The organism is Patulibacter sp. NPDC049589 (genome assembly GCF_040675535.1).
GTDB lineage: Bacteria > Actinomycetota > Thermoleophilia > Solirubrobacterales > Solirubrobacteraceae > Patulibacter.
Window position 1 is genome coordinate 46,019 of the sequence record NZ_JBFAPC010000007.1, and the last position, 17,362, is coordinate 63,380.

18 protein-coding genes are annotated in these 17,362 nt (G+C 74.4%); 15 read left to right on the forward strand and 3 right to left on the reverse strand.

Features of this window, described 5'->3' with window-relative positions; all coding sequences use genetic code 11:
* Window positions 1-64 precede the first annotated feature (64 nt).
* From pilM to AB0L40_RS02535, 8 genes are all read left to right on the forward strand, one after another.
* The gene (gene pilM / locus AB0L40_RS02500; protein ID WP_364348647.1) at window positions 65-1,108 is read left to right on the forward strand and encodes a pilus assembly protein PilM; all 1,044 of its coding nucleotides are present in this window, start codon (window positions 65-67) and stop codon (window positions 1,106-1,108) included.
* Window positions 1,108-1,860, forward strand: a complete 753-nt coding sequence (locus AB0L40_RS02505; protein WP_364348650.1) for a hypothetical protein — start codon at window positions 1,108-1,110, stop codon at window positions 1,858-1,860. The genes pilM and AB0L40_RS02505 overlap by 1 nt, the downstream gene beginning before the upstream one ends.
* Complete coding sequence (gene gspM / locus AB0L40_RS02510) at window positions 1,857-2,621, forward strand: type II secretion system protein GspM (RefSeq protein WP_364348654.1); 765 nt, start codon at window positions 1,857-1,859, stop codon at window positions 2,619-2,621. Before AB0L40_RS02505 ends, gspM begins: the two co-directional genes overlap by 4 nt.
* Window positions 2,618-3,535, forward strand: a complete 918-nt coding sequence (locus tag AB0L40_RS02515) for a hypothetical protein (protein WP_364348657.1) — start codon at window positions 2,618-2,620, stop codon at window positions 3,533-3,535. The genes gspM and AB0L40_RS02515 overlap by 4 nt, the downstream gene beginning before the upstream one ends.
* Window positions 3,536-3,599: 64 nt before the next feature.
* Entirely contained in the window at window positions 3,600-4,790 is a 1,191-nt protein-coding gene (gene aroC, locus AB0L40_RS02520) for a chorismate synthase (RefSeq protein ID WP_364348660.1), read from the forward strand.
* A gap of 13 nt (window positions 4,791-4,803) precedes the next feature.
* Window positions 4,804-6,339 (forward strand): bifunctional shikimate kinase/3-dehydroquinate synthase, encoded by a 1,536-nt coding sequence (locus tag AB0L40_RS02525; protein ID WP_364348663.1) that lies wholly within the window; start codon window positions 4,804-4,806, stop codon window positions 6,337-6,339.
* Between the two features lie 112 nt (window positions 6,340-6,451).
* On the forward strand, window positions 6,452-7,093 hold the full coding sequence (locus AB0L40_RS02530) for a type II 3-dehydroquinate dehydratase (protein WP_364348666.1): 642 nt from the start codon (window positions 6,452-6,454) through the stop codon (window positions 7,091-7,093).
* The gene (locus AB0L40_RS02535) at window positions 7,090-8,193 is read left to right on the forward strand and encodes a Xaa-Pro peptidase family protein (protein WP_364348669.1); all 1,104 of its coding nucleotides are present in this window, start codon (window positions 7,090-7,092) and stop codon (window positions 8,191-8,193) included. The genes AB0L40_RS02530 and AB0L40_RS02535 overlap by 4 nt, the downstream gene beginning before the upstream one ends.
* 52 nt (window positions 8,194-8,245) lie before the next feature.
* Here the strand turns inward: AB0L40_RS02535 and AB0L40_RS02540 are convergent, their stop codons facing one another.
* The 3 genes from AB0L40_RS02540 to AB0L40_RS02550 all read right to left on the reverse strand — a co-directional run bounded on the left by AB0L40_RS02540 (window position 8,246) and on the right by AB0L40_RS02550 (window position 11,544).
* A complete protein-coding gene (locus AB0L40_RS02540; protein WP_364348672.1) occupies window positions 8,246-9,418 on the reverse strand; it encodes a CU044_5270 family protein in 1,173 nt (390 codons plus the stop codon).
* On the reverse strand, window positions 9,411-9,950 hold the full coding sequence (locus AB0L40_RS02545; protein ID WP_364348675.1) for a sigma-70 family RNA polymerase sigma factor: 540 nt from the start codon (window positions 9,948-9,950) through the stop codon (window positions 9,411-9,413). Before AB0L40_RS02545 ends, AB0L40_RS02540 begins: the two co-directional genes overlap by 8 nt.
* Window positions 9,951-10,218: 268 nt before the next feature.
* The gene (locus tag AB0L40_RS02550; RefSeq protein ID WP_364348678.1) at window positions 10,219-11,544 is read right to left on the reverse strand and encodes an MFS transporter; all 1,326 of its coding nucleotides are present in this window, start codon (window positions 11,542-11,544) and stop codon (window positions 10,219-10,221) included.
* A gap of 65 nt (window positions 11,545-11,609) precedes the next feature.
* On the opposite strand from AB0L40_RS02550, the gene AB0L40_RS02555 reads away from it, so the two are divergent.
* The 7 genes from AB0L40_RS02555 (at window position 11,610) to dxs (ending at window position 17,313) form a co-directional block, all read left to right on the forward strand.
* Entirely contained in the window at window positions 11,610-11,969 is a 360-nt protein-coding gene (locus AB0L40_RS02555; protein ID WP_364348681.1) for a helix-turn-helix domain-containing protein, read from the forward strand.
* Window positions 11,970-12,074: 105 nt separating this feature from the next.
* Window positions 12,075-12,635 (forward strand): elongation factor P, encoded by a 561-nt coding sequence (gene efp, locus AB0L40_RS02560; RefSeq protein WP_364348684.1) that lies wholly within the window; start codon window positions 12,075-12,077, stop codon window positions 12,633-12,635.
* A gap of 335 nt (window positions 12,636-12,970) precedes the next feature.
* Complete coding sequence (locus AB0L40_RS02565) at window positions 12,971-13,498, forward strand: YceI family protein (RefSeq protein WP_364348687.1); 528 nt, start codon at window positions 12,971-12,973, stop codon at window positions 13,496-13,498.
* 115 nt (window positions 13,499-13,613) lie between these two features.
* On the forward strand, window positions 13,614-14,018 hold the full coding sequence (locus AB0L40_RS02570; protein ID WP_364348690.1) for a transcription antitermination protein NusB: 405 nt from the start codon (window positions 13,614-13,616) through the stop codon (window positions 14,016-14,018).
* Between the two features lie 133 nt (window positions 14,019-14,151).
* Window positions 14,152-14,340: a hypothetical protein gene (locus AB0L40_RS02575; protein ID WP_364348693.1), complete on the forward strand. Its 189-nt coding sequence runs from the start codon at window positions 14,152-14,154 to the stop codon at window positions 14,338-14,340.
* Complete coding sequence (locus AB0L40_RS02580; RefSeq protein ID WP_364348696.1) at window positions 14,337-15,353, forward strand: polyprenyl synthetase family protein; 1,017 nt, start codon at window positions 14,337-14,339, stop codon at window positions 15,351-15,353. Before AB0L40_RS02575 ends, AB0L40_RS02580 begins: the two co-directional genes overlap by 4 nt.
* Window positions 15,354-15,357: 4 nt before the next feature.
* Entirely contained in the window at window positions 15,358-17,313 is a 1,956-nt protein-coding gene (gene dxs / locus AB0L40_RS02585; RefSeq protein ID WP_364348699.1) for a 1-deoxy-D-xylulose-5-phosphate synthase, read from the forward strand.
* Window positions 17,314-17,362 lie beyond the last annotated feature (49 nt).

Genomic DNA, 17,362 nt, shown 5'->3' on the forward strand with positions numbered 1-17,362 from the left:
CCCGCCCCCGATCCGGACGTCGATAGCACCATCGACCCGCTCGGACGACCCTCGGTCCCACACCATGCCTAGCCGCCAGCTCACCCTTCCCCGACTGCCGAAGCGCATCCCGACCCGACGGCCGCAGAACGCCGCTCCGGTCGCCGGGATCCGGATCGGGTCCACCCACGTCGCCGTCGCGCTCGCCGCCCCGGCCGCGGGGCCCCTCGCCCCGCGCGTCGCGGCGTCGGCCCCGCTGCCGGCGGGGGCGGTGAAGAACGGCGAGGTCGTCGACGCCGTCGCCGTCGCCCAGGCGATCCGCCAGGCGATCGCCGGTCACGGCGCCCTCGGCAAGCAGGCCCGGATCGGCATCGGCTGCCAGAAGGTCGCCGTCCGCGTCATCGACCTGCCGCCCGTCCAGCGCGAGGAGGACGTCGTCGCCGCCGTCCGGATGCTCGCCAAGGAGCGCATCCCGACCGCCGCCGACAACGCGCTGATCGACTTCCGCCTGCTGCCCGACGCGGTGAACGACTCCGGCGCGCCGCAGAAGCGCGCGCTCGTCGTCGCCGCCCGGCGCGACCTCGTCGACGGCCACGTCGCCGCCGTCCGTGCCGCCGGCCTGGACCCGATCGGCGTCGACCTCCTGGCCTTCGGCCTCGCCCGCTGCGTGCGGCCGACCGAGCCCGCCCTGCTGCTGGACCTCGACGGCGTGACGACGCTCGCGATCGCCGACGCCGCCGGGTGCCGCTTCGTGCGGACGATCCCGGCGGGCATCGGCACCGTCGCCGAGGACCTCGCCCAGCGGACCGGCGCCGACGTCGGTGCCGTCGAGGCCGCCCTCCTCGGGGACCGCAGCGGCGTCACGCACGACGAGTCCGAGGACGCCCCGGCGATCGCCCGGACCGTCCGCGCGATCGCCTCCACCGTGCGCACCTCGATCGACTTCCACGTCGAGCAGGAGGACGGCGAGGCCCCCGCGGTCTGCGTCGTCAGCGGCCCGCTGGCCATGCTCCCCGGCGTCCAGGCGCTGCTGCACGAGACCCTTGACCTGCCCATCGAGCTCGCCGGCGCCCTGTCCGGCGGTGCCGACCCCGTGGCGCTCGGGCTGAGCGTCGAGGAGGTGCGCTGATGCGCGCGATGAACCTGCTGCCCGTCGAGGAGCGCGGGGGCGCCCGCAGCGTCGGGGGCCCGAGCCGCCTGACTGCGGTCCACGGCATCGCCGGCGTCGGCGCCGTCGTCACCGTCGCCCTCCTGGGCACCTGGGCGGTCGCGAAGAAGGACACCGCCGACGCCCGCACCGCCGAGGCCAGCGCCGTCGCTCGGAGCGCGTCCGCGCAGGCCCAGGTCAACCGCCTGGCCCCGGTCGTCGCGTTCGACAGCCGACGACAGGCGCGGGAGGCCGCCGTCCTGCAGCTCGCCGCCGGGCGCACCGACTGGGCCGGCGTCCTGCGCGCGACGGCGGGCTCGCTGCCCGCCAACGTCACCGTCTCGACACTCAAGCTCCAGGCTGCCGACCCGACCAGTGCGGCGACGACGGCGACCGCCGCGGTCCCGCAGGGGCTCGCCGGTACCGGCTCGGTCACGCTCTCGGTCTGCGCCGACACCCAGCCGCGCGTCGCGACCACGCTGCGCCGCTTCCGGGCGCTGCCGCAGGTCGAGGACGTTGCGCTGTCGCAGTCCTCCCGGACCGGCCAGGGCTCCTCGGGCGGCGCCGACTGCACTGGCGTCTCCGCCGACGCTGCGCTCGGGCTCTCCGCCGAGACGATCATCGACGGCGCGGCGCCCGCCACCGCCGGCACCGACACCGGCGCCGCGACGACGACCACTACGCCCGGGGCGACGACGTCCTCGGCGACCACCACGACCGGTACGGGCCGATGACCGCCAACATGCAGAAGGTCCTGATCGCGCTGGGCGTCGTGATCGTCGCCGCGCTCCTGTGGATCGGGCTCGTCAGCCCGGCCCGCGACGACGCGGACGCCGCCAAGGCCGCGCAGACCCAGGCGGAGACGCAGGCCGCCGCGGTGGCCGGGCAGCTCACGACCGCCCGCGAGGCCGCGAAGCGCACGCCGGCGAACGCCCGCACCCTGCGCCGGCTGGCCGTCGCGGTGCCGGAGAAGGTCGAGGCGCCCGCGCTGATCGACCAGCTCGACAGCACCGCCAAGCGCTTCGACGTCAGCTTCGACGTCCTGAAGGTCAGCAACGGCGCTGCCACCGCCGCGCCGACGGCGGCGGCCGCCGCCGCCCAGACTACGACGGCCGGGACGCCCGCCGGTGTGGCAGCCGACGGCAGCGCCGTGCCCGGTACACCGGGCACCGCGGCGGCGCCCGCCGGCAGCGTGCCGGTCGAGCTCAACGTCGAGCTTGCCGGGACGTACGTGAACGTGACGCGCTTCGTGAAGGCCGTCCAGGCGGACGTCCGCACCAGCGGCGGCACGAACCTGCACGCCAAGGGGCGCCTCTTGCGAATCACGGCGATCGACCTCGATGGCGACGGACAGGGTGAGGGTCGCCGGCTCAAGGGGACGCTGACGGTCACCGCCTACCTGTTGCCGAAGGACTCGTCCGCCACCGCCGCCGTCGCGACGGCGACCACCCCCGGGACGACCACCGCCCCGACGACCACCGGGAGCCAGCCGTGAGCCGCCTGCCGAACCCCGAGATCAACCTCGATCCCGTCCTCGCCGCGATCGTGGGCGCGGCGATCGTGGTCGGCGGCGGGGCCGCCGCCTACGGCGCCACGCGCGACACGACGCCGGACCCCGCCCCGGCGCCGACCGCCCAGCAGGACGACCCGGTCGTCGCGCGGGCCCTGAAGATCGTGCAGAGGGCCGACGGCACGGCGCCGGCGGAGGTCACGGCCGCCGAGACCGCACGACGGGCCCGCGCGGCCCGCGACGCCGCCTCGAAGGGCCGCAGTGTCGATCCCTTCCCGGAGGCGAAGGACCCCTCCGGTGGCGCGACGGCCGGCGCCGGGACGACGGCGTCGGGCGCGAGCTCGGCGACGAGCGGCAGCACCGCGGGGGCCTCCGTCCCGTCGGCCGCGGATCAGGCCAAGAACGCGGTCGCCACCGCGGCGGCCGCGAACGCCGCGATCCAGAAGGCGACCGGCGGTACCCCGGCGGCCCCGACGGCGAAGCCCAAGATCACCAAGGCCAACCGCGCGGCCGCGTCCAAGCTGCTGGTCTCCAAGCCCGCCAAGGTCACGCTCCGCATCGCCACGCAGAAGCGCCGCACGACGGTCAGCAAGCGGTCGCTCGGGCTCCTGGTCCCGAACGCCTCCAGCTCGGTCGCCCGCGTCGTGAAGGTCAACGCGAGCAACCGCGTCGTCACCCTGCGGCTGCGGTCGGGCGCGTTCCTCACGGGCCCGCAGTCCGACGGCACGATGTGCATCAAGCGGGACACGACGGGCGCCAAGGACTGCCGCCTGATCCGCGTCCGGACCGGGCGCACCGCCGTCATCCGCGCCCCGAACACGGCGAAGGGGCGCCGCGGCGCCGTCACGGCCATCCGCGTGCTCGCGGTCTGGCGCGGCGGCTACAAGCTGGCCGAGTAGTCCGGGCGGGGACGCCACCGGGGCGGACCGCCGCCCCGGTGGCCCGCCCGTAGAATCGGCCGCCATGTCCCTGACCCTCTCCACTGCAGGCGAATCGCACGGTCCTGGGCTCACGGCGCTCGTCGAGGGACTCCCGGCGGGCCTCGAGCTCGACCGCGACGCGATGAACCGCGACATGGCGCGCCGGCAGCTCGGCTTCGGCCGCGGTGGCCGGATGAAGATCGAGACGGACACCGCCGAGGTCAGGTCCGGCGTCCGGCACGGCCGCACGCTCGGCGGCCCTGTCGCCCTCTGGGTCGTCAACCGCGACTACCAGAACTGGGAGGAGCGGATGAACCCCTGGCCCGTCGAGGCCGAGGTCCCGCCCGTCCACATGCCCCGGCCCGGGCACGCCGACATGGTCGGCGTCTGGAAGTACGGCCACGACGACGTCCGCAACGTCCTCGAGCGCGCCTCGGCCCGCGAGACGGCGGCCCGCGTCGCCGGCGGCACGCTGGCGAAGGCCTTCCTCCGCGCGCTCGGCGTCGAGATCCGCTCGCACGTCACCCAGATCGGCCCGGTCCACGCGCCGGTGGCGACGCGCCCGCTGCAGGTCGCGGACTTCGAGGGCATCGACGACGACCCGGTCCGCACGCTGGACGCCGACACGTCCAAGGCGATGGTCAAGCACATCACCGTCGAGCGGAAGGCGAACGAGTCGATCGGCGGCGCCTACGAGGTCCTGACCTTCGGCCTGCACCCCGGCATCGGCTCGCACGTCTCGTGGCAGGAGCGGCTCGACGGCCGACTCGCCCAGGCGATCTGCTCGATCCAGGCGCACAAGGGCGTCGAGTTCGGCGACGGCTTCACGCTCGCCGAGACCCCCGGGTCGCAGGCGCAGGACGAGATCTTCGGCGTCGAGGACACAGAGGACGGCGACGTCCACACCGGCGCGGTCCGCCGACGGACCAACCACGCGGGCGGCCTCGAGGGCGGCATGACCAACGGCAACACGCTCGTCGTGCGCGCCGCGGTCAAGCCGATCCCGACGATCACCAAGCCGCTGCGCTCCGTCGACCTCTCGACCGGCGAGCCCGCCAAGGCGCTGCGGGAGCGGACCGACAACTGCGTCGTCCCCGCCGCCGGCGTCGTCGGCGAGGCGATGATCGCGATGGTCCTGGCCGCCGCGTACCGCGAGAAGTTCGGCGGCGACCACATCGACGACGTCAAGGCCGCCGTCGCCGCCTACGAGGCGCGCATCGGCTGGACGCGCTGAGCGCGGGGACCTGATGTCCGCACGCCCCGCCATCGTCCTCATCGGCTTCATGGGGGCCGGCAAGACGACCGGCGCCCGGATGATCGCCGGCGCCCTCCGCGCCCGGATGGTCGACACCGACAAGCGCATCGAGAAGCACGTCGGGATGACGATCCCGCAGTACTTCGGCCGCCACGGCGAGGGGGCGTTCCGCGAGGTCGAGGAGCGGATCACGCTCGAGGTCCTCGACCGCGCCGACGGCGACGTCGTCTCGCTGGGCGGCGGCACGCTGCAGTCCGCGAAGGTCCGCGAGGCGCTCCGGGAGCACATCGTCGTCCTGCTCTCCGTCAGCCTCGCGACGGCCTGGCGCCGCGCGAAGCGCTCCAGCCGACCCCTGGCGAAGGACCGCGACGCGTTCGACGCCCGGTACCACGACCGCCAGGCCGTCTACGAGCAGGTCGCCGACGTGATCCTGCCGGAGGTCGACCGGCAGCTCCTGCGCCCGGCGATCCCCGTCATCCAGTCGGTCAAGGACGCCAAGGGTGCGCAGCTGCTCTGGGCGCACACCGACTCCGGCGGCTACCCCGTCTGGCTGCGTCCCGGGCTGCTCCGCGACCTGCCGCCGTGGCCGCTGCCCGACAGCTCGCGCCGCATCGCCGTCACCGACCGGAACGTCGCCGAGCACCACGCCGGCCGCGTCCCCGGCCTGGCCGGGCTGATCGAGTTCCCGCCCGGCGAGGCCCACAAGACGCTCGAGACCTGCGAGCGCGTGTGGGGCGCGATGATCGAGCAGGGCACCACCCGCAGCGACCACGTCGTGGCGATCGGCGGCGGCGTCGTCGGGGACCTCGCCGGCTTCGTGGCCGCCACCTTCCAGCGCGGCCTGCCCGTCGTCCAGGTCCCGACGACGCTCGTCGCGCAGGTCGACTCCGCCTACGGCGGCAAGACGGGCGTCGATCTCCCGGCCGCCAAGAACTACGTCGGCGCCTACCACCAGCCCGCCGCGGTGATGGTCGACCCCGACGCGCTGGAGACGCTGCCGCCCGAGGAGCTGGCCGCGGGCTACGCCGAGGTCGTCAAGACCGCGCTCATCGCCGGCGGCGCGCTCTGGGAGCAGGTGTCCTCCGGTGACCCGGTCGACCCGCTGACGGTGATGCGCTGCGCGCGGACGAAGCTCCAGGTCGTCGCCGACGACGAGCGCGACGGCGGCCGCCGCCAGGTGCTGAACCTCGGCCACACCATCGGGCACGCGATCGAGACGGTCACCGACTACCGGCGCTACCGCCACGGCGAGGCCGTCGGCCTGGGCCTGCTGGCCGCGCTGCGCCTGTCGGGCCAGGACGCCCTGCGCGAGCAGGTCGCCGGGCTGCTGCAGCACGCGGGCCTGCCCACGACGATGGACGGCGCGATCGACGTCGACGAGGTCCACGCCGCGACGGCGAAGGACAAGAAGCGGATCGGCACCGCACCGGTGCCGTTCGTGGTCGTGCGCGAGCCGGGCGACGTGCGCTTCGGGCAGCAGCTCGCGGCGAAGGACGTCCGCGCCGCGGTCGTCGAGCTCGCCCCGTAAGGCCGAGCGCCGCGGCGCCACGGGGTGAGGCGCGCCCCGACCGGCGGTGCGGCGGACGGTCCTCGTCCGGCACGGAACGCGGGTCGCGGCCGGACCATGCGAGGATCACCGGATGCGCCGCTTCCGTGTCGCCGTGGTCCACGGCGTCAACCTCGATCAGCTCGGCCGGCGGGACCCGAAGCACTACGGACCCCTGACCTTCCGCGAGCTGGAGCGGCAGATCGACGAGTGGGCCGGCGAGCTCGACCTGATCCCGCGCTTCTTCCAGACCAACCACGAGGGCGCACTCGTCGAGTACCTCCACCGCGCCGAGGGCCTGGTCGACGGGATCGTCCTGAACGCCGGGGCGTGGACCCACTACTCGTGGGCGCTGCGCGACGCGCTGGAGCTCGCCGACGTCCCGGCCATCGAGGTCCATCTCTCCGACGTGGAGTCCCGCGACGAGTGGCGCCGGAGCTCCGTCTTCGACGGGGTCGTCCTCGACAAGATCTCCGGCCGCGGCCCCGACGGCTACCGGGACGCTCTGACCGCGCTGCAGGCCCATCTCGTCGAGGTCGCGCCCGAGCGGATCCCGGCGTCCGGCACGCGGACGGAGGAGCACCTCTCGAGCCCCGAGACGCCCCAGATCACCGACCCGCAGCAGCCCGGCGAGCCCGGCCTGCACGACGACAACGACGCCGACCCGACCGCCGCACCGCCGATGCCCGCACAGGACCCGACCCCGCCCACCTCCGTCGACGGAGCGGCGTCGTGAGCGCGCCGTCCAGCCGCGCCGACCGCCTCGACGCGCAGGCCGCGAAGAAGGGCCTCGACGCCCTCGTCGTCACGAACCTGCACGACATCCGCTGGCTCACCGGCTTCACGGGCTCCAACGCCGTCGTCGTCGTCGGCCGGGACTCCGACGGCGAGCCGGTCCGCCGGTTCATCACGGACTTCCGCTACGTCGCCCAGGCGGCCGACCAGGTCCCGGACCCGTGGCAGCGGATCGACGGCGGCCGCGACCTCGGCGGGGCGGGGCTCGCCGCGCACCTGCCCCACGGCGTGCGCAAGGTCGGCTTCGACGACGCGCAGCTGACGGTCGCCGCGCACCGCCGGCTGAAGAACGCGGTCGAGATCGGCCAGGAGCTCGTCCCCGCGCAGGGCCTCGTGTCCGCGCTGCGGGCCGTCAAGGACCCCTCCGAGCTCTCCGCGATCCGCGCGGCCTCGGAGCTCGCGGACGCCGCGTTCGTCGAGATCGTCCTCGAGGGCGGCGTCGTCGGCCGCACCGAGCGCGAGCTCGGCCTGCGCCTCGAGACCCGCATGCGCGAGCTCGGCGCCTCCGGCAACAGCTTCGACCCGATCGTCGCCTTCGGTCCCCACGGCGCGCTCCCGCACGCCTCGCCGCGCGACGAGGTCATCCCGACCGGGGTCCTCCTGACCGTCGACTGGGGCTGCGTCCTCGACGGCTACTGCTCCGACTCGACCCGCACCGTCTCGACGGGCGGCATCTCCTCCGACGCGCAGGCCGTCTACGACCTCGTCCTCGACGCCCAGCTGCAATCCCTGGCCGCCGTGAAGGCCGGCGCCGACGCGCGCGCCGTCGACAAGGTCGCCCGCGACGTCATCGCCGCCGGCGGCCACGCGGACCACTTCGGTCACGGCCTCGGTCACGGCGTCGGGCTCGAGGTCCACGAGGCCCCGACGCTGAGCCCGCGCGGCCAGGGCGCGCTCGTCGCCGGCCAGATCGTCACGGTCGAGCCGGGCGTCTACGTCCCGGGCCACCACGGCGTCCGCATCGAGGACCTCGTCGCGGTCACCGACGACGGCAGCGACGTCTTCACGACGGTGTCCAAGGACCTGATCGAGGTCGCCTGACCCGCCGCGCCGCGCGCTCGTCCTCGCGGGCGCGGCGCGCGGCCCCGGTCGTTCAGCGGTCGACGACCGGTCCGCCGGCCCGGTCCGCCACCCCGGTCTCCAGCACGAGCGACTCGCCCGTGACCGTGCCGACCGGATAGGGCGGCCGGCGGTCGTCCTTCGTGGGGACGGTGACACCGTCGCGCACGGTCGTGACCGTGGGATCGACGCCCTCGGGCACCGGTCCGACCGCCGCCGTCACGACCTCCCGGTCACCGAGCCGCGCGTACGTCGTGGGGTCGAGCAGGAGGATCTGCCGCTCCCACGTGCCGGGCTCCTGGAAGCTGATCTGCAGCGCCCGGCGCCCGAGCCGGTCCGTCGTGTCCCCGTCGAGGCGCACGCCGGGCATCGTGGCGAGCGTCCGGTAGAGGCCGGCGGCGATCTTCGGGGGCAGTGGAACGTCGCGGAGCGCGTCGTTGATCACGACCCAGACCTCGCCGTTGGGCGAACGCCCGGCGCCGGCGGTCTCCCGGCGCAGGCGGGCGTAGATCGCCGCCGGGTCGGTCGGGTACGCGCGCACGGCGCGCGGGGTCAGGCGCTCACCGGCGAGCGAGGGCGCCATGCGCCCGAGCTCCGCACGCTCGACCCCGGGGCCGCCCTCGACCACGGGCGCCAGGCGCCGCACGCCCTTCGCGCCGGGGCCGACGGCGAAGGCGGGCGGATCCGCTCCCGGTGCCGTGGTCCCGAGACTCCGCTGCAGGAAGACGCTCTCCTGCGTCGCGCTGCTCCAGGTGCGTCGGCGGGACATGACGAACGACGTCGCGTCGCGCGCATCGGCGGTGTTCGTGGTGATCTGCATGGTCATCACGAGGTTCACCTCGTCCCGGTACCAGTACTGCGACGGGCCGGGCAACGCCGGTCGAGCGCCCTCGACGACGGTCGCGGCGCGGCGCAGCACCGTGGCGGCGGTGGCGGGCTCGGGAGAGATCCCGCCGTCGCCGACGCCGGAGGTCAGCGCGATGACGGCGGCGACCGTCGCGATGCCGGCGACGCCGGCCGCCGACCAGCGCAGGGCGGGCCGGGGGGCCCGGAGGGATCGGCGGGACCGGCGCGGCGCGGGCGGCACGACAGACGCGGCGGGGGTCACCGCGTCCGCCGTCGCCTGCGTGGCGAACGCCCGCGAGAGCTCGGCACCCAGCTCGTCCAGGATCGGCAGGTCGAGGGGGTCGTCGGTGCGATCAGGCATGTTCCGGGGACTCCTGGAGGGCGAGGTGGCGTCGGAGGGTGCGCAGCCCGCGGGAGACGCGGGCGCGCACGACCTGCTCGGAGACGCCCAAGGCGCGGGCGATGGCGGGGTAGGGACGCTCGTCGACGACGCGCAGCCGCAGGGCGGCACGCTGGTCCTCGGGCAGCGAGGCGAGGGCGTCGGCGACGAGCGCGCGCAGGCGCTCGGTGGACGCGAGCCGCTCGATGCGGTCGTGCTCCTCGTCGTGCAGCGGGCGTCGCTCGATCCCGAGTCGCAGGGTCGCGGCCCGGTCGACGACGCCGCGGCGGTGCTCGTCGACGAGCAGCCGCCGTGCGACGGTGAACAGCCACGCGCGGGCGGCCTCGGGCTCCGCGTCGCGCAGGTCCGCGCGGCGCTCGAAGGCCCGGGCGAACGTCTCGGCCACGAGGTCGACGGCGACCTCGGGGTCGAACGTCCGCCGGGCGAAGTGCCGCAGCAGCTCCGTGGCGTGCAGCGCGTAGAGCTGCGAGATGTCCTCGCCGGTCAGCGCCACGTCATGGTCCCGTCGCCGGGGTCGGTGTCCTGGTCATGCACAGGAGACGGGCGAGGGCCGGATCCTGTGACCGTCACGCGTACGGGCGACACGGGGCGTGGTTCGCCCGGCCCACCGGCGATCCTGCGGCGTCACCCGGGCGCGCGACGGACCTCGGGTCGGCCCGGGGGACTCGTGGGGCGTCCGCCCCGGCCGGCGGTGCCGGGTCGGGGGCCCGGCGTGGGCGCGGGCCGGGCGACACCTGGACGGCGCCGCCGCCGCCCGGTGCTCAGTCGGCGACGGGCACGACGGCCGGGCCGGCGACGTGCTCGCGGGCTCCGGCGCGCGCCGGGCGGGTCCGGTACGACGCGACGGCGACGACCAGCCCGATGGCGACGACGATCGCGCCGAAGACCCGGAAGGTCGGCAGCAGGCCCCAGGACGACACGACCAGTCCGGCGGCCAGGGCCGGGACGGAGATCGACGTGTACGCGACGAGGTAGAAGGCCGACATCGTGCGCGCCCGGCTGGCGGCCGGGATGACCGCGGTCAGCGAGCGCAGGGACCCGAGGAACGCGGCGCCCCAGCCGAGCCCGGTCAGCGCCGCGGCGGCGAGGAACAGCGGCGCGGAGTCCAGCGACAGCGAGCCGACGACGGCGGCCATCCCGATCGCCAGCACGAGGGACCCGACCGCGGTCAGCCGCCACGGCGCGGACCGCTGGAAGAGCAGCTGCGAGACGGCCCCGGAGCCGGTCAGCGCGAGGATCGCCACGCCGCCCGCCAGGTGGTTGTCGGTCGCCAGCTCGACGGTCGCCAGCTGCGGTCCGAGCGACATGAAGAGCCCGCCGATCGACCACGATGCGAGGACGCCGAGGCTCGAGAGCAGGAAGGCCCCGCGGATCGCGGCCGGCACGTGCGGCGCCTCGAAGCGCAGGTTCAGGCGGCGGCGCTCGGCGACCGGCTCGGGCATCAGGATCGCGCCGGCGAGCAGCACGGCGAAGATCCCCAGCAGCACGAGGTACGGCATGCGGGTCGGCATCGGGGCGTACTGGACCAGCGTCGCGGCGATCAGCGCGCCGAGTCCCATGCCGGCGGTGCTGAAGACGCCGTTGGCGAGCCCGGCGCTGTGGCTGTCGCGGCGGGGGTGGAGGTCCAGCAGCGCGGCGCCGGCGGACCCGAGCGCGACGCCGGTGGCGATGCCCTGCAGGGCCCGGGCGGCGAACAGCCAGGCGACGGAGGTCGCGACGAGGAACAGGCCCGTCGCGACGATCAGGGCCGCCAGCGACCAGATCAGGACCGGCCGGCGCCCGACGTCGTCGGAGATCCGACCGGCCAGCAGCAGCGCGGCGAGCACGCCGATCGCGTAGACGGCGAAGACCGCGGTCAGGACGAAGGACGAGAAGCCCCACTGCTCGCGGTAGGTCGCGTACAGCGGGGACGGGGTGGACGACGCGAAGAGCGCGAGCCCGATGACGGCGGCCATCAGCCAGTAGGCGACGGTCGGCGGGAGCTCGAAGCGGCGGCCGGTGCCGGACGGGCCGGTCGCGTCGGCGGCGGGGGCGGACGCACCGGGAGCGGCGGACGGGGAGAGTGGGGTGGAGCGGAACGCGGTCACGGTGACGGCACCTCGAGGTCGGAAGTTCCAAATGTTTGGAACTTCTGGTGTTGTAGCATAGCCACGTGTCCACTCCCGTGACGAAGACCCCGGAGGCCGCCCCCGCGAGGGAGACGATCCGGCACCCGGCGACGGACACCCTCGACCTCGCGCACGTCCTGCGCACGGTCGGCGACCCGTTGCGCCTGTCCATGATCCGCGTCCTGGCGGCCGAGGGCGAGCTGCTCTGCGGCGCCCTGGGCGAGCGGATGGGCCTGCCGAAGTCCACCAGCTCCTACCACACGCGCCTGCTGCGGGAGGCCGGTCTGACCCGCACCCGCCAGGACGGCACGCTGCGCTACATCTCGCTGCGCGACGCCGATCTGGAGTCCCGCTTCCCGGGCCTGGTCGAGGTCCTGGTGTCGCAGGCGGACGACGCGGCCTGAGCCGCACCGCGCTCGCGGTGCGCCGGCCGAGGGGCGGCGCCGGACGGACGCGCCCGGCAGGCGGCCGCACGCCCGTCGGTGTCCTGTCTAGACTCGTCCGCGGCCATGATCAGCACGAACCAACTGAAGAACGGCAACCACATCGAGGTCGACGGTGTCGTCTTCAAGGTGCTCGAGACCCAGCACGTGAAGCCGGGCAAGGGCGCCGCGTTCGTCCGCTCGAAGCTCCGCCGCACGAGCGACGGCAACGTGATCGACAAGACGTTCCGCGCCGGCGAGAAGTTCCGGGCCGTGCACACCGAGTCGCGCAACATGCAGTACCTCTACGAGGACGGCACGGAAGCGCACTTCATGGACACCTCGTCCTACGAGCAGCTCGCGATCCCGGTCGCCGCGGTCCAGTCGGCGCTGCGCTTCGTGCGCGCCAACGACGAGGTCCAGATCCTCTTCATCGACGACCAGCCGTCGGACGTCCAGCTGCCGTCGTCCGTCGAGCTCGAGGTCACGTTCACCGAGCCCGGCCTGCGCGGCGACACCGCCTCCGGCGGCGGCGACAAGCCCGCCACCCTGGAGACCGGCGCCGAGATCCGCGTCCCGCTGTTCGTCAACATCGGCGACCGCGTGAAGGTCCAGACGGACTCCGGCGACTACATGTCCCGCGCCTGACCCGACCCGTCCGGGACAGCGGCGCTCGCGCGTCGCACCCTCCGCAGGACCTGCGACCCCGTGCTCACGGGGTCGTCGTCGTTCCGGGGCGGGCCACCTCGCGTGCCCGGCGAGCGCGAGGCGCGGTCCCGGGCGTCGGACGTCGGACGTGACCGGGGTGCCGCCTCAGGCCCCCGGCGCGATCGCGAGGAGGGACGCGAGCGTCGCGTCGACGTCGAAGACCGCTTCATCACCGAATCTTTACGGACCGCGGTCCACTTAAGTCGTTGCGTCCGGTAGTATTCGTGAAGACCAAATCACCGAAACCGGATCCGTGATCCGGATTGGAGCACATCATGGCCCTTCCCGCCGGCACCTGGACCACCGACACCGTCCACTCCAGCGTCACGTACGCGATCAAGCACAACGCGCTGACGCTCTTCCGCTCGGGCTTCTCCGAGTACGAGGTCACGCTCGAGGTCGGCGAGGACGGCGCGGCGTCGCTGAAGGGCGAGGTCGCGGTCGACTCGTTCACGATCAGCAACGAGCAGTTCGTCCAGCACCTCAAGAGCGCCGAGTTCTTCGACACCGAGAAGTTCCCGAAGATCACGTTCGTCTCCACCGAGGTCGGTCAGCACGGCGACCACCTCCACATCACCGGCGACCTCACGATCCACGGCGTCACGAAGTCGGTCTCCGGCACCGCCGCGTTCACCGGTCCGGTCGAGGGCGCGTTCGGCGGCACCCGCGTCGGCATCCAGGTCGCGTACCAGCTGGACCGTCGCGACTTCGGCATCACCTGGCAGGTGCCGCTGGCCGGTGGCGGCGACTACCTCGGCACCGACGTCGAGCTCGCCCTGCAGCTCGAGCTCGTCAAGGCCTGATCCGTCGGGCTCGCCTCGTCCGGCGGCCGGCGTGCCGCCGCGTCGGGGGACGGGCCCACGGACGCGTCCACCCCGCCCGTCGGTCGACGGGCGGGTGGCGTAGCCTTCCGGCCGCATGTCACGTCGGAGCGACCAGCGGCGGGAAGCCGTCTTCACCGTCTACCAGCACGACCTGACGGGGCGGCCGCTCCACGACCTCTTCGACCAGGACGCCGCGATGTTCACGCGCTCCCTGGCCCACGCGACGACCGACCACCAGGACGAGTTCGACGCGCTGATCGGCAAGCACGCCAAGGGCTGGAGCGTCGACCGCATCAACCCGCTCGAGCGCTCGATCATGCGCGTGGCGCTGCTCGAGATGCTGCACCCGGACATGGTCCCCGCCGACAGCCCGATCCCCGCCGAGGGCGCGATCTCCGAGGCCGTCGACACCGCCAAGACGTTCTGCGACGCCGAGGCCCCCGGCTTCGTCAACGGCATCCTCTCGGCGATCCTCAAGGACGCCTCGACCCGCTCCTGACCGCGGCCCCGCGCCCGGTCGCCCCCGCGTCCGTCGTCACCGCGACGGCCCGCGATCCCGCTCCTGGACGGGCTCCGTCGGTGCGCGGCCCCGGTGGGCCACCCGGGCGCGCCCGATCCTTCACACTGTGGGGGTGAGCGACCCGGCCGCGGACCAGGACCTGCAGATCCAGATCGCCCGACTCGAGCACGCGCTCGCCGTGGTCGCCGACGAGGCGGCCGAGCCCGACCGTCAGGTCGCGGCGGCCGAGCAGGCGTCGCAGTCGGCCACCGACGCCGGCGCCGCGTTCGACCGCCTCGTGCGCGAGGCCGGCACGCGATGAGCGGCCGCTACCCGGACGACCTGCGCGCCGCGGTCGACGGCTACCTCGCGGAGCTGCGCTTCCCCGCGCGCGCCGCGGCGGTGGGCGGCCTCGAGGAGGCGATGCGCTACTCGCTGCTGGCCGGCGGCAAGCGGATCCGTCCTGTCCTGGCGCTCGCGACGGCACGGGCGCTCGGCGTCGAGCAGCGCACGGCGATGCCCCTGGCCGCCGCGATCGAGCTCATCCACACGTACTCGCTGATCCACGACGACCTGCCGGCGATGGACGACGACGACCTGCGCCGCGGCCGACCGACGTGCCACGTCGCCTACGGCGAGGACGTCGCCATCCTCGCGGGCGACGCCCTCTACGCCGAGGCCTTCAAGCACCTGCTCACCGCGGGCCTCGCGGCGGGGGTCCCGGCCGAGAACCTGCTCGTCGCCGCGGCGGAGCTCGCCGACGCCACCGGCGTCGACGGGATGGTCGGGGGCCAGTACCTCGACGTCACCGCCGACAAGGCGCTCGCCGCGGCGGCGCCGGACGCCGTCGGCTTCGCCGCGGCCGCGTCCCCCGGCGACGACGTCGCTCCCGGGCCCGGTCGCCCGTCCCCGGCGATGGTCACGGACGCGCCGGCCGCCCCGCTCGCCACCGCCGAGGACCTCCGCGTCCTCCACGAGCTGAAGACCGGCCGACTGATCGGCGCGTCCGTCGGCTGCGTGCTGCGCCTCGCCGGGATCGCCGACGAGCGCGCCGTGGCGCTGGAGGGGTTCGCCGCGGACCTCGGTGTGCTCTTCCAGGTCGTCGACGACATCCTCGACGTCACCGGCACGGACCAGGACCTCGGCAAGCCCCAGGGCAGCGACGAACGTCACGGGAAGCGCACGTACGTGACCGAGTACGGTTTGGAGGGGGCGCGCCGCATGGCTGCCGACCTCCACGACGCCGCATCCACGGCCCTCCGCTCCGTCGTACCCTCAGCAGGAGCGCAGGACCTGCACACCCTCACCGCGTTCATCCACACGAGGACCAACTGACACCGTGACCCGTCTGCTGGACCGCATCGATCGCCCGCAGGACCTGCACGGCCTCTCCGAGGAGCAGCTGCAGCAGGTCGCCCAGGAGGTCCGCGAGCACATCATCGACACGGTGGGCGAGATCGGCGGCCACTTCGGCGCGAACCTCGGCACGTGCGAGATCGCCGTGGCCCTGCACTCGCTGCTGGACAGCCCCAAGGACAAGATCCTCTGGGACGTCGGCCACCAGTCCTACCCGCACAAGATCCTCACGGGCCGCCGGGACCAGCTGGGCACGATCCGCAAGTACGACGGCATGGCGCCGTTCTGCGCGATCCACGAGTCCGAGCACGACATCATGGGCGCCGGCCACGCGTCGACGTCGATCGGCTACGGCGTCGGCCTGCGCGAGGGCATGAAGCTCCGCGAGGCCGACGGCGAGGCCGGGCACGCGGGCAAGGTCGTCGCGGTGATCGGCGACGGCGCGATGACCGGCGGCGTCGCCTTCGAGGCCGCGCACCAGGCCGGCGGCCTGGGCACCCCCCTCGTCGTGATCCTCAACGACAACGGCATGTCGATCTCGCCGAACGTCGGCGCGCTGTCGCGGTACTTCCAGGGCGTCCGGCTGCACCCGAAGCTCTGGCACGGTCGCGAGAAGGTCGAGGAGCGCCTGGCGGACCTGCCCGGCGTCGGCGGCCTCGTCGAGAACGTCGGCCCGAAGCTCAAGGGCTCGATGAAGCTCCTGAACGCCCAGGGCGAGCTCTGGGAGTCCCTGGACTGGGCGTACGTCGGCGTCGTCGACGGCCACGACGTGTCCGCCCTGCGGGCCGCACTGCGCCAGGCCTTCAAGGCCGACCGCCCGGTCGTCGTCCACGTCAAGACCGTCAAGGGCAAGGGCTTCGCGCCGGCCGAGGACGGCGGGCTGGAGGGCATGGAGCAGTGGCACGCGGCCAAGCCCGGGTCGATCGTCGCCGGCGCGCCCGCCCCGAAGAAGGCGGTCGACCCCGACGCGCCGCCGAAGCCCCCGACCTACACCCAGGTCTTCGGTGAGCGGATGATCGAGGAGGTCCGCGCGGACCGCCGCGTCGTCGGCATCACCGCCGCGATGAACACCGGCACCGGGCTCAACCTGCTGCAGGTCGCCGAGCCCGAGCACTACTTCGACGTCGGCATCGCCGAGCAGCAGGCGCTGCTCTTCGCGTCGGGGCTCGCGCTCGAGGGGCTCAAGCCCGTCGCCGCGATCTACTCGACGTTCCTGCAGCGCGCCTACGACCAGATCGTCCACGACGTCGCGCTCCAGGAGCTCGACGTCGTCCTGGCGATGGACCGCGCCGGCCTCGTCGGCGACGACGGCCCGACGCACCACGGCGTCTTCGACATCGCGTACCTGCGGCACCTGCCCAACATCGTGCTCGCCGCGCCCCGCGACGAGTCCCAGCTCGTGCACCTGCTGCACACGGGCATCGACCACCCCGGCACCTTCGCGCTGCGCTACCCGCGCGGCGAGGGCACCGGCGTGCCGCTGCCGACGGGGAAGGACGGCGCCCGGGTCCTGCCGATCGGCAAGGGCGAGGTCCTCCGCCAGGGCGACCGCGTCGCGATCCTCGGCTACGGCTCCGGCGTCGGGATCGGCCTCGAGGCCGCCGCCATCCTGCACGAGGCGGGCGTCGAGGCGACCGTCGCGGACGCGCGCTACGCGAAGCCGATCGACGTCGAGCTCGTCCGCGAGCTCGCGGCGCACCACGAGGTCCTCGTGACGATCGAGGAGGGTGTGCTGCAGGGCGGCTTCGGCTCCGCGGTCTGGGAGGCGGGGGAGGAGCACGGCGTCGACTGGGGCGCCTGCCGGATCCTCCGCGTCGGCCTGCCCGACCGCTACGTCACGCACGGCGCGCCGGCGCTGCTGCACGCCGAGGTCGGGTTCACCGGCGGCGACGTCGCCGCCCGCGTCGGCACGGCGCTGGGCGTCGCCGTGGGCCCGTGATCCCCGGGACCCCCGGCGTCGAGATCGCGACCGACCGGCGGGAGCTTCC

Bases quoted from the DNA above. Each gene is read 5' to 3' on its own strand.
- efp (WP_364348684.1), top strand. From the start codon at position 12,075: ATGATCAGCACGAACCAACTGAAGAACGGCAACCACATCGAGGTCGAC.
- AB0L40_RS02525 (WP_364348663.1), top strand. From the start codon at position 4,804: ATGTCCGCACGCCCCGCCATCGTCCTCATCGGCTTCATGGGGGCCGGC.
- AB0L40_RS02570 (WP_364348690.1), top strand. From the start codon at position 13,614: ATGTCACGTCGGAGCGACCAGCGGCGGGAAGCCGTCTTCACCGTCTAC.
- aroC (WP_364348660.1), top strand. From the start codon at position 3,600: ATGTCCCTGACCCTCTCCACTGCAGGCGAATCGCACGGTCCTGGGCTC.
- AB0L40_RS02505 (WP_364348650.1), top strand. From the start codon at position 1,108: ATGCGCGCGATGAACCTGCTGCCCGTCGAGGAGCGCGGGGGCGCCCGC.
- AB0L40_RS02580 (WP_364348696.1), top strand. From the start codon at position 14,337: ATGAGCGGCCGCTACCCGGACGACCTGCGCGCCGCGGTCGACGGCTAC.
- gspM (WP_364348654.1), top strand. From the start codon at position 1,857: ATGACCGCCAACATGCAGAAGGTCCTGATCGCGCTGGGCGTCGTGATC.
- AB0L40_RS02565 (WP_364348687.1), top strand. From the start codon at position 12,971: ATGGCCCTTCCCGCCGGCACCTGGACCACCGACACCGTCCACTCCAGC.
- pilM (WP_364348647.1), top strand. From the start codon at position 65: ATGCCTAGCCGCCAGCTCACCCTTCCCCGACTGCCGAAGCGCATCCCG.
- AB0L40_RS02540 (WP_364348672.1), bottom strand. From the start codon at position 9,418: ATGCCTGATCGCACCGACGACCCCCTCGACCTGCCGATCCTGGACGAG.
- AB0L40_RS02530 (WP_364348666.1), top strand. From the start codon at position 6,452: ATGCGCCGCTTCCGTGTCGCCGTGGTCCACGGCGTCAACCTCGATCAG.